This window comes from Rhodococcus sp. C1 (assembly GCF_020809065.1).
GTDB classification, from domain to species: Bacteria; Actinomycetota; Actinomycetes; order Mycobacteriales; family Mycobacteriaceae; genus Rhodococcus_F; species Rhodococcus_F qingshengii.
Genome location: NZ_CP078080.1, coordinates 4342414 through 4357638 on the forward strand (window position 1 = coordinate 4342414; position 15225 = coordinate 4357638).

The following is a 15225-nucleotide window of genomic DNA, read 5'->3' on the forward strand; positions in this document are numbered from 1 at the left end:
CCACGCAGGAGTGCTCATGATCTCGACCCGAGCAAGCAAGCGCCGCATCGCCACTCGATTTGCCGTCGCCGGCGCCCTGGCAGCGGCGCCGATCGCCGTGGTCGCCGGGACAGCGCAAGCCGCCCCGGCCTCCACCCATCACGAACAATTCGGCCGCCTGGTCCCCCTACCCGAGCCGGCCGACGCAGCGCCCGGCCCCGAACAGGTACCGCTCCCCCTGGACGCGACGTATTCGGTCACCTTGCCCGGGTAAAGGTCACAGCAGCAGATTGGCTCCCGTACCGCCGTCGAACACTGCGATCTTGGCGGGATCGAACCACAGATCGACAGACCTGCCCTGGGCCACCGTGGACTCGGACGAGAGCCTGGCAACCAGTTGACCGCCACCAGCGACGGCCGTTCCCGAATCGGCGGCGAGTTCCTCGAGTTCACGAGAATTGACGGCGGGGCCACCAGCGAGGAAATACGCGTACTTGTCCGAACCCATCGATTCCAGCACGTCGACGTCGACGGTGAACGTACCGCCGTGCGGCTTCTGCGCTGCATCGACCAGCGCCACGTCCTCGAAATGCTCCGGTCTGATACCGACCACCACGTCCTTGCCCGAACCGCTGCCCGAGATCTTCGACTGCGCCGCCGCTGGCAGGCGAACATCGCCGATCGGCGTGCTCACACCGTCGGCCGTCAACTGTCCGGGGAAGAAGTTCATGGACGGGGACCCGATGAATCCCGCCACGAACAGATTGTTCGGACGATCGTAGAGTTCCTGCGGCGCACCGATCTGTTGCACGATTCCGCCGCGCAGCACGACTACCCGATCGCCGAGCGTCATCGCCTCGGTCTGGTCGTGGGTCACGTAAATCGTTGTCGTACCGAGTCGCTGCTGCAGACGGGCGATCTCCGTCCTCATCTGCACGCGCAGTTTGGCGTCCAGGTTGGAAAGCGGCTCGTCCATGAGAAACGCCTTCGGGCTGCGCACGATTGCGCGTCCCATCGCGACACGCTGACGCTGACCGCCCGACAGGTTCGCCGGTTTGCGATCGAGATGCTGGGTGAGGTCGAGGACCCGCGCAGCGTCGTCGACCTTGGCGTTGATCTCGTCCTTGGACATCTTCGCCAAGGTCAACGGGAACGCGATGTTCTGGCGCACCGTCATGTGCGGATACAGCGCATACGACTGGAACACCATCGCGATGTCGCGGTCCTTGGGGGCGCGTTCGTTGACGCGTTCACCCGCGATCCGCAACTCACCGGTCGAAATGTCTTCCAGCCCGGCAATCATGTTGAGAGTCGTGGATTTTCCACAACCGGACGGGCCCACGAGAATGATGAATTCTCCGTCGGCGATGGTGATGTCGACATCACTGACCGCCTTGGCTCCGTCCGGGTACAGCTTGGTCACCTTGTCCAGCACGATCTCGGCCACAGGCTTATCCCTTCACTGCGCCGGAAGTAAGCCCGGCCACGATACGACGTTGGAAGAACAGAACAAAGACGATGATCGGAATGGTGATGACCATGGCGGCCGCGGCGATCGACCCGGTGGGCTCCTCGAATTGTGAAGCGCCGGTGAAGTTCGCGATGGCCGCGGGGGCGGTGATGGAGCGTTCGGTCGACGTCAGCGAAATCGCGAACAACAGGTCGTTCCAGCAGAAGATGAACACCAGGATTCCCGCAGTGACGATGCCGGGCGCGGCCAGTGGAGCCACCACCTTCCGGAACGCCTGCCCCGGCGTCGCGCCGTCCATCTGCGCCGCCTTTTCGAGTTCCCAAGGAATCTCTTTGAAGAACGCGGAGAGCGTGTAGATCGCCAACGGCAACGCAAAGGTGATGTACGGCAGGATGAGTCCGGCCCAGGTGTCGAAGAGCCCGAGCCGTCGTTCGATGTCGAACAGCGGGCTCACCAATGAAATCTGCGGGAACATCGCGATCAGCAGGGCAACAGCCACCAGCAGCTTCTTGCCCGGAAAATCCAGGCGCGCAATCGCGTAAGCAGCCATGGTTCCGATCACCACGGCGATGACCGTCGAGATGAGTCCGATGCCGATGGAGTTGATCAGAGCACTGGTGAAGGCGCTGGTGTCGAAGATTCCTCGGTAGTTGTCCAGGGTCCACTTCTCCGGAATGAACTTGCCGTCCTTGATCGTTCCGGCCGGTTTGAATGACAGGCTGGCGATCCACAGGACGGGAACCAGCGCGTACAGCAAGACCAGAAGGTTGACGACGGACCAGCTGATCTTGAGTCTGGGAGTCACGGTCATGTCAGCGTCCTTCCGTATCGGATCCGGGAGCCGAAGCACCGAAAAGTTTGATGAAGATGAACGCGATCACGGCCACACACACGAAGATCAACACGCTGATCGCGGATCCGATGCCCAAGTTGAATGCCTTGAACAGATTGTCGTAACCCAGAATCGACACCGACCCGGTGTCGTTCGCTCCCTTCGTGAGCACGTAGATGTTGTCGAAGATGCGGAATGCGTCGAGTGTGCGGAACAGCAGAGCGACGAGGATGGCGGGCTTCATCAGCGGAAGGATGATGCGTACCAACCGGGTCCACGCGCCGGCGCCGTCCACCTGAGCCGCCTTGAGAAGGTCATCGGGCACGAGCGCCAAGCCGGCGAGCAGGAGCAGCGCCATGAACGGCGTCGTCTTCCAGACCTCGGCAAGGACGATGATCGCGAGCGACGGGATCTGGTCGGTGAGCGGCGCACTGCCGTCGGGCAGGAGATTGGCGAGGTAGCCGGTCCCCGGCGTCCACGCGTAGTACCAGCTGTATGCCGCCGCGACGGTGACGATGCCGTACGGGATGAGCACAACGGTGCGGACGAGCCCCTTACCCACGATCGTTCGGTGCATCACCAGTGCGATGGTCAGTCCGAGAACGAACTCGATGACGACCGAGACAACCGTGATCGACGTCGTCACCGCGAACGCTTGCCACCAGTAACCGTCGGTCAGCACCGACACGTAGTTGTCGAACCACACGAACTTTCGTTGATCCGGGAAGCGCAGGTCGTAGCGCTGCAAACTCAGCCAGACGGCGTAGACCACCGGATACGCGGTCACCGCGATCATGAGAATCGCGGCCGGGGCCACCAGCCAGAGACCGAGGCGACGCTCGGCCGCCTTTCCGTCGGATATCTTCGTTTTCGCGGAGTGCTTCGGCTCCGGCGACGCCGTCGCGACTGTTGGTGCAGCTCCCGAATTTTCGCTGTCGATCGTCACGGAATCAGCCCCTCGGAATTGACTGCCTTGCGTACCTGCTCGGCAAGATCGTTCACGGTCGATTCCGGATCGATGTTTCCCACAGGGTTCAGCGTGGCAGTGATGAGCGTCGAAATACTCTGATAGGCAGGAGAAACCGGACGAACCGAAGCGGTGTCCAGGCTGTCGCGAACCTCACGCCACGCCGGGTACGCCTCCTGGAACGCCGGGTCGTCGTACAGGCTCTCGAGAGTCGGCGGAACGCCACCGGCTACCGCGTTGTTGCGCTGATTCTCCTCGTTACGCAGACAGGTGAGCGCCTCGAACGCGAGGTCCGGATGCTGGCTGGTCTTGGCCACCGCCACGTTGAAGCCGCCGATCGTGACCTCGGCCGGCTTACCCTCGATCACCGAGGGATACGGAGCGGCAAGGAAATTCCGTTCTCCGTTCACCGTGAGCACCGTGTTTCCGGTGTTCTCACTGGTGACGTTGCCCTTGTCGTCGATGTACGGCAGATCGCCCTTCTCGGCGTTCTCCATGATGCCGGGCAGCACGAACGGCCAGTTGACCTGGAAGGCAGATTTGCCGCTCTCCATACCCAGTCGCGACGACGCTTCATCCCCCTGCGAGATCGAGGGATCCGCACCCTTGGCGGTAGCGACGCGCTTCATGACGGTCAGCGCCTGCTGGGCAGCATCACCGTCGGCCACCGTCACGGTTGTTCCGTCCGGCCCCACCACCGATCCGCCGGCACTGGCGAGAAGGGTGTTGAACCAGACCATCAATCCTTCGTACTGCTTGCCCTGCACACCGATCCAGCTGGGGCGCCCCTCCGCGGCCAGGCCTTCGGAGATGTCGATCATCTGATCCCAGGTCTGGGGTGGTTGCCCGTCCGGCATCAAATCCTTTCGATACCAGAGCAATTGGGTGTTGGTGTTCAATGGCGCCGCATAGAGCTGGTCCTGCCACTTCGCCGACTCCAGCGGACCCTCGAGCGTCCCGTTGCTGACCTCGGCCGCCACGTCGTCAGGAAGCGGCAATGCCCATCCCGCTTCGGCGAATTCGGCAGTCCACACCACGTCGAGCGTCATCAGATCGAGTGACTTGTCATTGCCGGTCAGACGCCGGGCCAACTGAAGTCGCTGGTCGTCGGCACCCTTGGGCAGAGTTTTCTGCTCGACCCGGTACGCGCCGTTCGACGCCGCCGAACAATTGGCGGCGGCCTCCGCATACTGCTCGGCGCCGTCGGCAGCGGTGTAGAAGGACAGCACCACGCCGTCGTCATTGTCCGATCCGCACGCACTGAGCAAGGGCGCCAACAACAATGTTGCCGCGCCGAGCAGCCCCGCCCGCAATTTCTTCTTCTGTCCCGCCCGCGATCTCTCGTTCTGCCCCGCCCGCGATCTCTTGTTCTGCACAGCCGTCCTCCTCGGGCGGCGAGACGGCGCAGTCGTTACGGCTGGCCGACGCACCACACATCGGCACTTTTGCCGGAGAAGGGACCTATTTCCTTGTCCGGCAAACGGTCACGGGAAGCGAGTACTACCTCGCCCGCGTGTACATAAAGTAACCGAGATCACACAAGTTGGCAGCCCGAGCGAGAATGTCAGATGGCGAGCTTGGCGAGCAGGTCGCGCGCCGACTCCGCCGTCTTGGGCTCACACAGTACGTCGTAACGTCCGGCGACCAACTGCATCGTCGAGGCGAAGTCCCGCTGCCCACGCGTCGCGGCGTACGGAATCGTCGTGGAGATGACACCGAAGATGATGCCGCCCACGATGCCCGCGATCAGCGGAGCGAGGAAACCACCGGTGACGATTCCGAGCACCAGGCCGAAGAAGACACCGAGCCAAGCACCGGAGACGATGCCGCCACCGATCACCTTGGCCCACGTCAACCGACCGAGAACTCGCTCGACCTGCATCAGGTTCACGCCGACGATCGTGACGTCCTGAACCGGGAATTCCTGATCGGAGAGGTAATCGACTGCGCGCTGCGCCTCGGCGTAGGTGGGGTACGACCCGATGGGCCATCCCGAAGGCGGTGTCGGCAACGCTCCACGGCGCGACCCATTCGACGATTGACCGAGCGGATTGGACATGGCTGGCTGCGCTCCTCTTTTCGGGCACGTCATCCACGCGGATGACGCAAGTACATCTACCCCCTATTGTGCCCTTTACAGACCTGATTCGTTCGGCTATGCGAGCGTCAGGCGTGTTCGGGCGGCGTGAATTCCGAGGTGCGCGTCATCCCCGCGGCGCGGCCCTTGGCCGAAATCACCAGTGCCATCTTGCGACTCGCCTCGTCGATCATCTCGTCGCCGAGCATGACGGCGCCCCGCCCTCCCCCGGCAGCCGAGGTGTGGAACGCGTACGCGTCCAAGATGAGTTCCGCACGGTCGTAGTCGGATTGGCGCGGACTGAACACCTCGTTGGCCGCCTCGATCTGCGTGGGGTGCAGAACCCACTTGCCGTCGAAACCGAGCGCTGCCGTTCGCGCAGCCGACCGAGTGAAAGCCTCGACGTCGCGGATCTGCAGGTACGGCCCGTCGATGGCCTGGACGCCGTGCGCCCGCGCGGCCATCAAGATGGTCATCAGGATGTGGTGATACGCGTCACCGCGGTCGTAGCCGTCCGGTTGCTCACCGACGACCAGAGTTCGCATGTTCAAGCTCGCCATGAAGTCGGCCGGGCCGAACACGAGCGCCTCGACGCGGGGACTCGCGGTGGCGATCGCGTCGATGTTGGTCAAGCCGATCGCGTTCTCGATCTGCGGTTCGATCCCGATCTTGCCGACCTCGAGACCGTTGGCCTTCTCGACCTGCGTCAACAACAAATCGAGCGCCTGGACGTGACTCGCATCGGGAACCTTGGGCAGCAAAATGGCGTCCAGATGCGCTCCGGCGCGGCCCACCACCTCCACGACGTCGGCATACGTCCATTCGGTGGTCCAGTCGTTGACCCGGACGACCTTGACCTGTTTGCCCCACCCGTCCTCGGCCAACGCGTCGCCGATCGACTCCCTGGCCGCCTGCTTCGCCAGCGGCGCCACCGCATCTTCGAGGTCGAGAAAGATCTCGTCGGCGGGCAATCCCTTCGCCTTGTCGATCATCTTCCGACTGCTGCCGGGAACTGCCAATACCGATCGACGGGAACGGTTGCGTGAAGTCATTGCGGACTGCCCTTCTCGATTTTCGGTGGCGCCGTTGCAGATTTTGACGCTGGACGAATTAGCCTTGCAATCATGGCAGCAGCAGGCAAGGTATTTGCAGCCAGGCTTGCCGGCCTGGTTGTACTCGGCCCGGACGGCGAATCGATCGGTCGTGTGCGCGACGTCGTCATCACGGTCCGTATCGGACGCCAGCAACCGCGGGTTCTCGGTCTGGTGATCGAAATGTTCACGCGCAAACGTATTTTCGTTCCGATGTTGCGTGTGACAGCAATCGAACCGAGTGCAGTCACCCTCACCACCGGCAACGTCAGTCTGCGGCGCTTCAACCAGCGCCCGGGCGAAGTGCTCGCTCTGGCGCAGGTACTCGATTCGCATGTGCGCGTGGACGACCCGGAACTCGAGGAGCTTCACGGCGTCGACACGATAGTCGTCGATCTCGGAATCGAATCGACGCGGACGCGAGACTGGGTGGTCTCCAAGGTCGCGGTTCGCGGCCATCGCGGACGCCTCGGTCGACGCGCGGCGATTCACATCGTCGACTGGCAGCACGTCGCCGGCCTCACCCAGAGCGACCTCTCACTCCCCGGCCAGGGCGTAGCTCACCTGCTTCTCCAGTACGAAGGCATGCGACCCGCCGATGTGGCCAACGCCATGCGCGAACTGCCGGAGAAGCGCCGCCACGAACTGGCCGTGGCGCTCGACGACGAACGCCTCGCCGACGTCGTGCAGGAACTGCCGGCGGACGACCAGACCGATCTGCTGATGCACCTGGAAGTCGAACGCGCCGCCGATCTACTCGAAGCGATGGATCCCGACGACGCCGCCGACCTGTTGGGCGAGCTGCCCGAAACCGAGGCCGAGTCACTGCTTCAGTTGATGGACCCGCAGGATTCCGAACCTGTTCGACGCCTGCTCGAGCATTCCCCGGACACTGCCGGTGGTCTGATGACGCCCGAACCGGTGGTACTGACGGCCTCGACGACGGTCGCGGAGGCCCTTGCCCGCGCCCGCAACTACGACGTGACCCCGGCGCTGTCGAGCATGGTCTTCGTCGTACGTCCGCCGACGGCGACTCCGACCGGGCGGTATCTCGGCTGCGTCCACTTGCAGAAGCTTCTCCGCGAGCCTCCCGCCAGCCTGGTAGGCGGACTACTCGACACCGACATGCCCCGGTTGGCCCCGGACGACTCGTTGGCGTCGGTCACCCGGTATTTCGCGACGTACAACTTGGTATGCGGGCCGGTCGTGGACGACGAGAACCACCTGATCGGGGCCGTGACGGTCGACGACGTGCTCGATCACCTCCTGCCGGAAGACTGGCGTGAGGATTACTCCGACGACGAGGAACTACTCCGATGAGCGAACGGGCGTCGAGCACGACCGCACGGCAACGACTGGAAACGCCCCGCGGAAGCCGCCGGTTCAATCTCGATTTCGACGTCGAAGCTGTCGGGCGCGTCAGTGAACGCATCGCCCGCTTCCTCGGTACCGGGCGTTATCTCGCAATCCAGACGATCATCGTGATCGTCTGGATCCTAATCAACGTGTTCGCGGTGGCCCTGCAGTGGGACCCGTACCCATTCATCCTGCTCAACCTGGCCTTCTCCACCCAGGCCGCCTACGCGGCGCCGCTGATCCTGCTGGCCCAGAACCGTCAGGAGAACCGCGACCGGGTCTCGCTCGAGGAGGACCGCTCACGCGCCGAGCAAACCAAGGCGGATACCGAATTCCTCGCCCGAGAACTCGCAGCTCTGCGTATCGCCGTCGGCGAGGTTGCCACCCGCGACTACCTGCGACGGGAGCTCGAGGAGATCAAGTCGATCCTTGCTGCCGACGGCGAACCGACCCCGAAGAAGAAGCACCGTGACTCGAATACTGCGAAACAAAGTCACAACTAGCTGAGCGTTCGCTGAGTTTTGCTGCACGCACCGTGACCGATATGTAACGTAAGTCACAGCAATATGGATATCACGGTGGGTACTCCGGAGCGGGAGCGCCAGCAAAGGGGAATCGTGCGAGTACGCGGAATGATTGCAGCATCCACACTGGTGGGGGGACTGCTCGTCGTCACAGGTCCAGCGGCCCTCACTGCCGGAAGCGCACCGACCGGAGGGTCACAGGTTCCGATCGCACTGGCGGGCTCCGCCTCGATTGCGCAGCCGGACTCTGTCGACTTCCTCCCGACGCCCCGCACGGTCCGAACGCAAAGATCGGCCCCGCCCAGCGATACGGTCGCCGGCGCCCCGGCAGCGCCTAACGCTGCGGCCGTCGTCCTCACCTCTCTGGGCATCCCCGAGATCGTCCTGAACGCGTACCGCTCCGCGGAGCTGGTGATGATGACCGAGGCACCGGGATGCGGAATCCCCTGGCATCTTCTGGCCGGCATCGGACGCATCGAATCCGGTCACGCCAACGGCGGCAAGACGACCTCGGTGGGTACGACAGTCACCCCGATCCTCGGCCCCGTCCTCGACGGACGGCTGGCAGGCAACGAAGTCATTCGGGACACCGACAAGGGCGCGATCGACGGCGACCCCACTCACGACCGCGCCGTCGGGCCGATGCAGTTCATTCCGGCCACCTGGGCCGGATATGCCAGCGACGGCAACGGGGACGGAATCAAGGACCCCAACAACGTCTTCGATGCGGCGCTCTCGGCAGCGAAGTACCTCTGCAGCGGCGGACTCAACCTGCGCGATGTCGCCCAGGAGACCAAAGCTGTTCTGCGATACAACAACTCGGCCGCTTACGCAGCAAACGTGATCATGTGGTCGACGGCATACAAGAACGGTGTCATTCCTTCCGGTCAGCTGCCGTACACCTCGGGCATCAACACCGGCAGCTCCGCGATCAACGCCGCCGCCTCGGCAGACTCCGCCGCTTCGGCCGTACTCGCCGCGGCTGCGGCTACCGATCCGGCGGCCGGCGACAAGGAATCAGCGTCGACGACGCCGACCCCGACCACCACTCCCCTCTTCCCGGGTCTGCCGGACATGCCTGCACTCTCACCCGAGATCCAGGCACTGATCCCGCCGGGCGTCATGCCGACCAGCCCCGCTCCGGGACCCAACGCCGCCCGGAATGCGGCTCCCGGTCCGATCATCCCGCTCCCCGTCCTCACCTCACGGGGTCTCGTGTGGCCGATTCTGACGGCCGAGGGATGGCGCTGGCCCGACGACATGTGTGTGATCCTTCCGGACCCCGCAGCCCTCGACGCCTTGCAGGACGGCATCCTTCTGCCGTGCACGATCCCGGGCATGGCAGTGGCCGCCACGGCACCCGCCACCACCGACGCGGCTCCCGCGGAATCCTCTCCACCCGCCGCCCCCTCTCCGGAGCCCGCACCGGCACCGGCACCCGCACCCGCACCGGAGCCCGCTCCGGCCCCGGCTCCGGCATTCGTGCCGTTCTTCCCGGGCCTGCCCGGCATGCCCGCTCTGTAACCGAAAAATCACGAAAGAACAGTGCATATGCCCCAAACTGCCCTTCTAGATCACGGTTGAATAACGGAAACGCAACAAATCAGGTAGCCTCGACTCCGTCAGTTGAACGGAAAACCTCCTCGCGGAGGTTCAGGAGGCATACACAGTGGGTCGGCACAGCAAGAAGACAGATTCGCACATCCGTCGAAATTCGGTCATCGCGCTCACCGGACTCATCCCTATCGGACTCGTCACCGCAGCCAACACGGCCGGCGCCGCTCCCAAGGTCCCGTTCTTCAACACCAGCTCCGCCGAAACGGTGGACACCGCCGCACAAGCCACGCAGGAGCCGCAGGCGCAGATTCTGCCCGCCGTCGAAGCAATCGCCGAGCCGGCTCCCGCCCCCGCGCCGGAACCCGCGCCGCTGGCTCCCGTGCAGGCCACTCCCCCGCTCCCCGCGTCCATGGCCGAGGGAGCACTCGGAATCCCGAGCGTGAGCGTCGCCGCCTACCAGAACGCCGAGCGGATCCTCGCCGTCGAGAAGCCCAGCTGCAACATGCACTGGACGCTCCTCGCCGGTATCGGCCGCGTCGAATCCGGCCACGCCAACGACGGCAAGGACGCCGACGCGAACGGCAACCTCTACAAGCCCGTGATCGGCCTGCCACTCAACGGCAGCCTCCCCGGCCAGGCCGTCATCATGGACACCGACGGCGGCGCCCTCGACGGCGACACCGTCTACGACCGCGCAGTCGGCCCGATGCAGTTCATCCCGTCCACGTGGAACCAATACGCCGGTGACGGCAACGGTGACGGAATCGCCGACCCGCAGAACCTTTTCGACTCCGCACTGACCACCGGCAAGTACCTGTGCGACGGCGGACTCAACATGCAGGACGTCACGCAGGTTGCCTCCGCGATCCACCGCTACAACAACTCGGCCGCCTACGTCGCCAACGTTCTGGCCTGGTCGCTCGGGTACTCCACCGGCATCGTGCCCGCCGCATCGGACCTGCCGCGCATCCACTGACCTACCTGGACTTACCATGGAGTCATGTCTGTACTGACCGAGTCCGACGTTCGCTCCGCGCTCGCGCGAGTTCTGGACCCAGAGATCCGCAAACCCATCACCGAACTGGGGATGGTCAAGGGGATCTCCCTCTCCAGTGACAACAGCGTCGACATCGGCATCTATCTCACGACCGCCGGCTGCCCGATGCGCACCGAGATCACCGAACGCGTCACCAAGGCCGTCGCCGATGTCGCCGGGGTCGGTGCGATTCGCGTCGAACTCGACGTCATGGACGACGCTCAGCGAACCGAGCTCCGCAAGTCGCTTCGCGGTGATTCCGCCGAGCCCGTCATCCCGTTCGCCCAGCCAGGTTCACTCACCCGCGTCTACGCCGTGGCCTCCGGCAAGGGTGGCGTCGGAAAGTCCAGCGTGACAGTCAATCTCGCGGCAGCAATGGCCGCGCGCGGACTGTCCGTGGGTGTACTCGACGCGGATATCTACGGCCACTCGATCCCCCGCATGCTCGGCACCGACGCCAAGCCGACTCAGGTCGAGCGCATGATCATGCCGCCCGTCGCCCACGACGTGAAGATGATCTCCATCGCGCAGTTCACCCAGGGCAACACACCTGTCGTCTGGCGCGGACCGATGCTGCACCGCGCGCTCCAGCAGTTCCTCGCCGACGTGTTCTGGGGCGATCTGGACGTGCTGCTGCTCGATCTGCCGCCCGGCACCGGTGACATCGCCATCTCTGTGGCTCAGCTCATCCCGAGCGCCGAGATCCTGGTCGTCACCACACCGCAGCAGGCTGCTGCCGAGGTCGCAGAGCGCGCGGGCGCGATCGCCCTGCAGACCCGCCAGCGCGTCGCCGGCGTCGTCGAGAACATGTCCTGGCTCGAACTTCCCGACGGCACCCGTATGGACGTCTTCGGCGAAGGCGGCGGGCAGACCGTCTCCGATCGCCTCACGAAGGCCGTCGGCGCCAAGGTTCCGCTTCTCGGACAGATCCCGCTGGATCCGTCCGTCCGCGAGGCAGGCGACGCCGGGACGCCGATCGTCCTCAGCGCTCCCGATTCACCCGCAGCCGTCGCACTCAAGGACATCGCCGACAAGTTGGCCGTCCGTCAGCGCGGGCTGGCCGGAATGTCGCTCGGTATCAACACGGTTCGCAACCTGTAGAACCCCCTCATACGGAAGGGCGCCTGTCACCGATCGGTGACAGGCGCCCTTCCGTATGTCGAATCTAGGTGGCGTCGAAGTCCACAGGAGGACGTTCGCCGGCGGTGAGTGGCTTGTCCTTCGACAGCGTCTTCGGCTCCTGTACTCCGCTCTGCGGCTTCTTGTCGAAGTTGCCCGTGAAGATGGAGTCGTCGCCGTCGAGGAGGTGCTGGGTGATCACAGCGCGCGGCGTCATTCCGCGCAGCTTGTTCAGATCTGCGAGCGGTTTACGCAGATCCTCGAAATCGGTGCCCAGTTCCTCCTTGAGCTGATTGGAAGCGCCCGAAGCATATTCGCGCACCTGCCTCAGGGATTTCGTGACCCAGGAGACCGCACCAGGAAGCCGCTCAGGTCCCAAGATGACCAGAGCCGCTACGAGGAGGATCATGAACTCGCCCCAACCGATGTTGCCAAACACAGGGTCAGCCTACTGTGTGCTCGCTCGGTGCGCGCATGTCCGGATCAACCTCACAGGAAGATCGCAGGGTCCGATCAGTCCGACACCGGCGTGACCGAAATGTCGACCTGCCGTCCATCCCGGATCAACTGAACGTTGACGGGTTGGTCGACGGTCGTCGCGTTGACCGCAACCACCAATTCGTCGGCACTTGTCACCGGTCGGTCACCGACCTTGACGATGACGTCACCCTCGACGATCCCCGCACGTTGCGCTGGGCTGCCGTCGCGGACATTGGCCACCGCAGCACCACTGGTCGCGTCGTTGACCGCGGTGCGGGCATTCACGCCGATGTCGGGGTGATGAACCTTGCCGTCGCGAATGATGGTCTGCGCCACCTCGGTCACCGTGTCGATCGGAATCGCGAAGCCGAGCCCGACCGAACCACCGGACTCACTGAGCATTGCGGTGTTGATGCCGATGACGCGAGCTTCGTCGTCGACGAGCGCACCACCGGAGTTGCCGTGATTGATCGCCGCGTCGGTCTGGACGGCGTCGATGACGGCGTTGGTGTCGGTGCCTTCACCCGACAACCGCAGAGGCCGGTTCAGTGCACTGACGATTCCGCGGGTGACGGTCTTGCTCAATCCGAGCGGTGAGCCGACGGCGACGACGTCGTCGCCCACCTGTACATCCTCGGATTTTCCGAGCTGAGCGACCGTCAGATTGTTCGCCGACACCTTGAGCACTGCGAGGTCTGTCTTGACATCACGTCCGACGATCTGGGCGTCGGTCTTGGTTCCGTCGGAGAAGATCACCTGGATCTTCGCGTCCTGAGCGGGCGGAACGGCCGAGGAGATCACGTGGTTGTTGGTGACGATGTATCCCTCACCCGAGATGACCACACCGGAACCCGTGCTGCCCTGGTCACCGACGGCGACCTGAATCGACACCACGGATGGCAGTACCGCGTCGGCGACCTTCGCCACCTGAGACTCCGGCTGTTCCCCACCGCCGGATTGAACGAGCGTGACACGTGAACTGGTGAGTGAACTGCGATCGGCAGTGATGACAGTGGCAAGCAACCCACCGACGAGAGCGATGACAAGCGCAATGCCCGCAAGGGCGGCCAGCGCCGAGGGGGCGACCTTGCGACCGAACAACAGCTCACGCACGTCGAGTTTCTGCGCGGGAGGCAACTGCACCGGCGCCTCGGACTCTGCGGGCTTGCCCAGCGAGACGGCGGATTCAGGATCACGCCACGGATCACGCGGCGGTTCTTCGTCGGGCGTGTTGTTCGCCGTCGCCTCGGGATCGCGACCGATCGACTCGGTGGCGTCTGCGGGTCGACCGAACGCTTCGGCCAGAACCGGGTCCGGAGTCCCGATCACGACATCGGAGGACGGAGTCGATCGCGCGGCCACCGGAGTGAACGAGCCCTCGACTCCACTCGGCCGACCGAACACCTGGCGCGAGGCCGGATCGATCTGGGGTCGATAGACCGGACGGGGGTCGAGAACCGGCGCATCTGCCGGTCTGTCCACCGAACCGTTTGCCGAAGAATCCGAACTCACTCCGGAGTGCCCCCTTTTTCCGTCAGTCACATGGTCCAGTATCACTGATCCGCGCCGGGAAGCTGGCGCGCGGCGTCATTTGCGCCAGCGACGGGACAACCTCTTGCTGATGGTGGAGAAGCCGGCGGGTTGATTACCGACGGAACTGTCGGCGTTTTCCGAATTCGGCCCGGTAGTCGGACTGTTGCACGAAGGAATCTGGCTGAGAAGTCCCACCAGGGACAACGGCATCGTCATCTCGCCGCTTCGACGCAGCGCACCACGTGCCTGCTGCTGAGCATCGACGGCCGCAGCGCACTCGGCACAGATCGAGATGTGATGCGAGGCCCGCAAGTAGGCCTGCATTCGGAGTTCTCCGTCGACGTAGGCAGCGATTGCCTCGCTGGCCAGATGTTCGGTCGAACCGAACTGGCGATGTGCCCGCGCCTCCGTCATTCGTCCCTCCAGGTGATTGACCACGTCCCGCTCTGTAGCTCGAACCCGACCGTCAGAAACCGACGAGTTCGGATTCGGCTGCGCGCTGCGCTGCCAGATGATCACGAATCGCCTGTCGCCCACGATGGATACGGCTACGAACCGTTCCGAGCTTCACTCCCAGTGTGGCACCGATTTCCTCGTACGACAGACCTTCGATGTCACAGAGCACGACAGCGGCACGAAATTCAGGTGCGAGTGAGTCCAGTGCGGCCTGCAGACCTGCGTCGAGGCGCGCGTCGTGGTAGATCTGCTCGGGGTCGGGACCGGGCGAGGGAACGCGGTCGTAGTCCTCGGGCAGCGCTTCCATACGGATGCGATTGCGTCGGCGAACCATGTCGAGGAACAGGTTTGTGGTGATGCGGTGCAACCAGCCCTCGAAAGTTCCGGGCTGATAATCGGAGAGCGAGCGGAACACCCGGATGAAGGTGTCCTGCGTCAAGTCCTCGGCGTCCTGGGCATCGCCTGACAACCGGTAGGCCAGGCGGTACACCCGGTCACCGTGCTGACGCACGAGTTCGTCCCAAGACGGCATGGAGGACTTCTCACCAGTTGCATCGAACACAGCAGTGCCGATCAATTCGGAATCCACAGCCGATTCCGTCGTCAAAACTTCCGACTCTCGAGGGCGAGGCTCGTCGTTGACCTGGTAAATAAGTTGATCCTCCTGCTCGGGATCGCGTAGTTCGATCACCGCGTTGTCCGAATCACGTGATGCGCGATATTCGGGAGAACCAGCCGATGCTGTGA

Annotated in this window: 16 protein-coding genes; 6 read left to right on the forward strand and 10 right to left on the reverse strand. The window is 63.9% G+C overall.

What is annotated here, in order from left to right; all coding sequences use genetic code 11:
• The first annotated feature begins 16 nt into the window (after window positions 1–16).
• Window positions 17–253 carry a hypothetical protein gene (locus KTR60_RS19735; protein ID WP_202425898.1) on the forward strand — a complete coding sequence of 79 codons (237 nt, stop codon included), beginning with the start codon at window positions 17–19 and terminating at the stop codon, window positions 251–253.
• Between the two features lie 3 nt (window positions 254–256).
• Here the strand turns inward: KTR60_RS19735 and KTR60_RS19740 are convergent, their stop codons facing one another.
• The 6 genes from KTR60_RS19740 to KTR60_RS19765 form a co-directional block, all read right to left on the reverse strand.
• Window positions 257–1426 carry an ABC transporter ATP-binding protein gene (locus KTR60_RS19740; protein ID WP_003945069.1) on the reverse strand — a complete coding sequence of 390 codons (1170 nt, stop codon included), beginning with the start codon at window positions 1424–1426 and terminating at the stop codon, window positions 257–259.
• Between the two features lie 4 nt (window positions 1427–1430).
• Complete coding sequence (locus tag KTR60_RS19745; protein ID WP_054828231.1) at window positions 1431–2261, reverse strand: carbohydrate ABC transporter permease; 831 nt, start codon at window positions 2259–2261, stop codon at window positions 1431–1433.
• Between the two features lies 1 nt (window position 2262).
• Window positions 2263–3228, reverse strand: coding sequence for a carbohydrate ABC transporter permease (locus tag KTR60_RS19750; protein ID WP_058037429.1), 966 nt, complete (start codon window positions 3226–3228; stop codon window positions 2263–2265).
• The gene (locus KTR60_RS19755) at window positions 3225–4562 is read right to left on the reverse strand and encodes an ABC transporter substrate-binding protein (RefSeq protein WP_037131899.1); all 1338 of its coding nucleotides are present in this window, start codon (window positions 4560–4562) and stop codon (window positions 3225–3227) included. Before KTR60_RS19755 ends, KTR60_RS19750 begins: the two co-directional genes overlap by 4 nt.
• Window positions 4563–4813: 251 nt before the next feature.
• On the reverse strand, window positions 4814–5308 hold the full coding sequence (locus KTR60_RS19760) for a general stress protein (RefSeq protein ID WP_003945065.1): 495 nt from the start codon (window positions 5306–5308) through the stop codon (window positions 4814–4816).
• 107 nt (window positions 5309–5415) lie between these two features.
• Complete coding sequence (locus KTR60_RS19765) at window positions 5416–6378, reverse strand: HpcH/HpaI aldolase/citrate lyase family protein (RefSeq protein ID WP_020908461.1); 963 nt, start codon at window positions 6376–6378, stop codon at window positions 5416–5418.
• 72 nt (window positions 6379–6450) lie between these two features.
• On the opposite strand from KTR60_RS19765, the gene KTR60_RS19770 reads away from it, so the two are divergent.
• From KTR60_RS19770 to KTR60_RS19790, 5 genes are all read left to right on the forward strand, one after another.
• Window positions 6451–7737 (forward strand): magnesium transporter MgtE N-terminal domain-containing protein, encoded by a 1287-nt coding sequence (locus KTR60_RS19770; protein ID WP_003945077.1) that lies wholly within the window; start codon window positions 6451–6453, stop codon window positions 7735–7737.
• The gene (locus KTR60_RS19775) at window positions 7734–8276 is read left to right on the forward strand and encodes a DUF1003 domain-containing protein (protein ID WP_003945067.1); all 543 of its coding nucleotides are present in this window, start codon (window positions 7734–7736) and stop codon (window positions 8274–8276) included. Before KTR60_RS19770 ends, KTR60_RS19775 begins: the two co-directional genes overlap by 4 nt.
• Window positions 8277–8351: 75 nt before the next feature.
• Complete coding sequence (locus tag KTR60_RS19780; protein ID WP_223304678.1) at window positions 8352–9821, forward strand: lytic transglycosylase domain-containing protein; 1470 nt, start codon at window positions 8352–8354, stop codon at window positions 9819–9821.
• A 145-nt stretch (window positions 9822–9966) separates the two neighbouring features.
• A complete protein-coding gene (locus tag KTR60_RS19785) occupies window positions 9967–10830 on the forward strand; it encodes a lytic transglycosylase domain-containing protein (RefSeq protein WP_192712342.1) in 864 nt (287 codons plus the stop codon).
• Between the two features lie 24 nt (window positions 10831–10854).
• Window positions 10855–11991 (forward strand): Mrp/NBP35 family ATP-binding protein, encoded by a 1137-nt coding sequence (locus tag KTR60_RS19790; protein ID WP_228401182.1) that lies wholly within the window; start codon window positions 10855–10857, stop codon window positions 11989–11991.
• 64 nt (window positions 11992–12055) lie between these two features.
• Here KTR60_RS19790 and tatB read toward each other — a convergent pair whose 3' ends face one another.
• The 4 genes from tatB to sigE form a co-directional block, all read right to left on the reverse strand.
• Window positions 12056–12448, reverse strand: coding sequence for a Sec-independent protein translocase protein TatB (tatB, locus tag KTR60_RS19795; protein ID WP_003945177.1), 393 nt, complete (start codon window positions 12446–12448; stop codon window positions 12056–12058).
• Between the two features lie 74 nt (window positions 12449–12522).
• Window positions 12523–14046: a trypsin-like peptidase domain-containing protein gene (locus KTR60_RS19800; RefSeq protein ID WP_371747826.1), complete on the reverse strand. Its 1524-nt coding sequence runs from the start codon at window positions 14044–14046 to the stop codon at window positions 12523–12525.
• A 30-nt stretch (window positions 14047–14076) separates the two neighbouring features.
• The gene (locus KTR60_RS19805) at window positions 14077–14436 is read right to left on the reverse strand and encodes a hypothetical protein (protein WP_003945180.1); all 360 of its coding nucleotides are present in this window, start codon (window positions 14434–14436) and stop codon (window positions 14077–14079) included.
• Between the two features lie 52 nt (window positions 14437–14488).
• Complete coding sequence (sigE, locus tag KTR60_RS19810; RefSeq protein ID WP_029255812.1) at window positions 14489–15085, reverse strand: RNA polymerase sigma factor SigE; 597 nt, start codon at window positions 15083–15085, stop codon at window positions 14489–14491.
• Window positions 15086–15225: the final 140 nt, after the last annotated feature.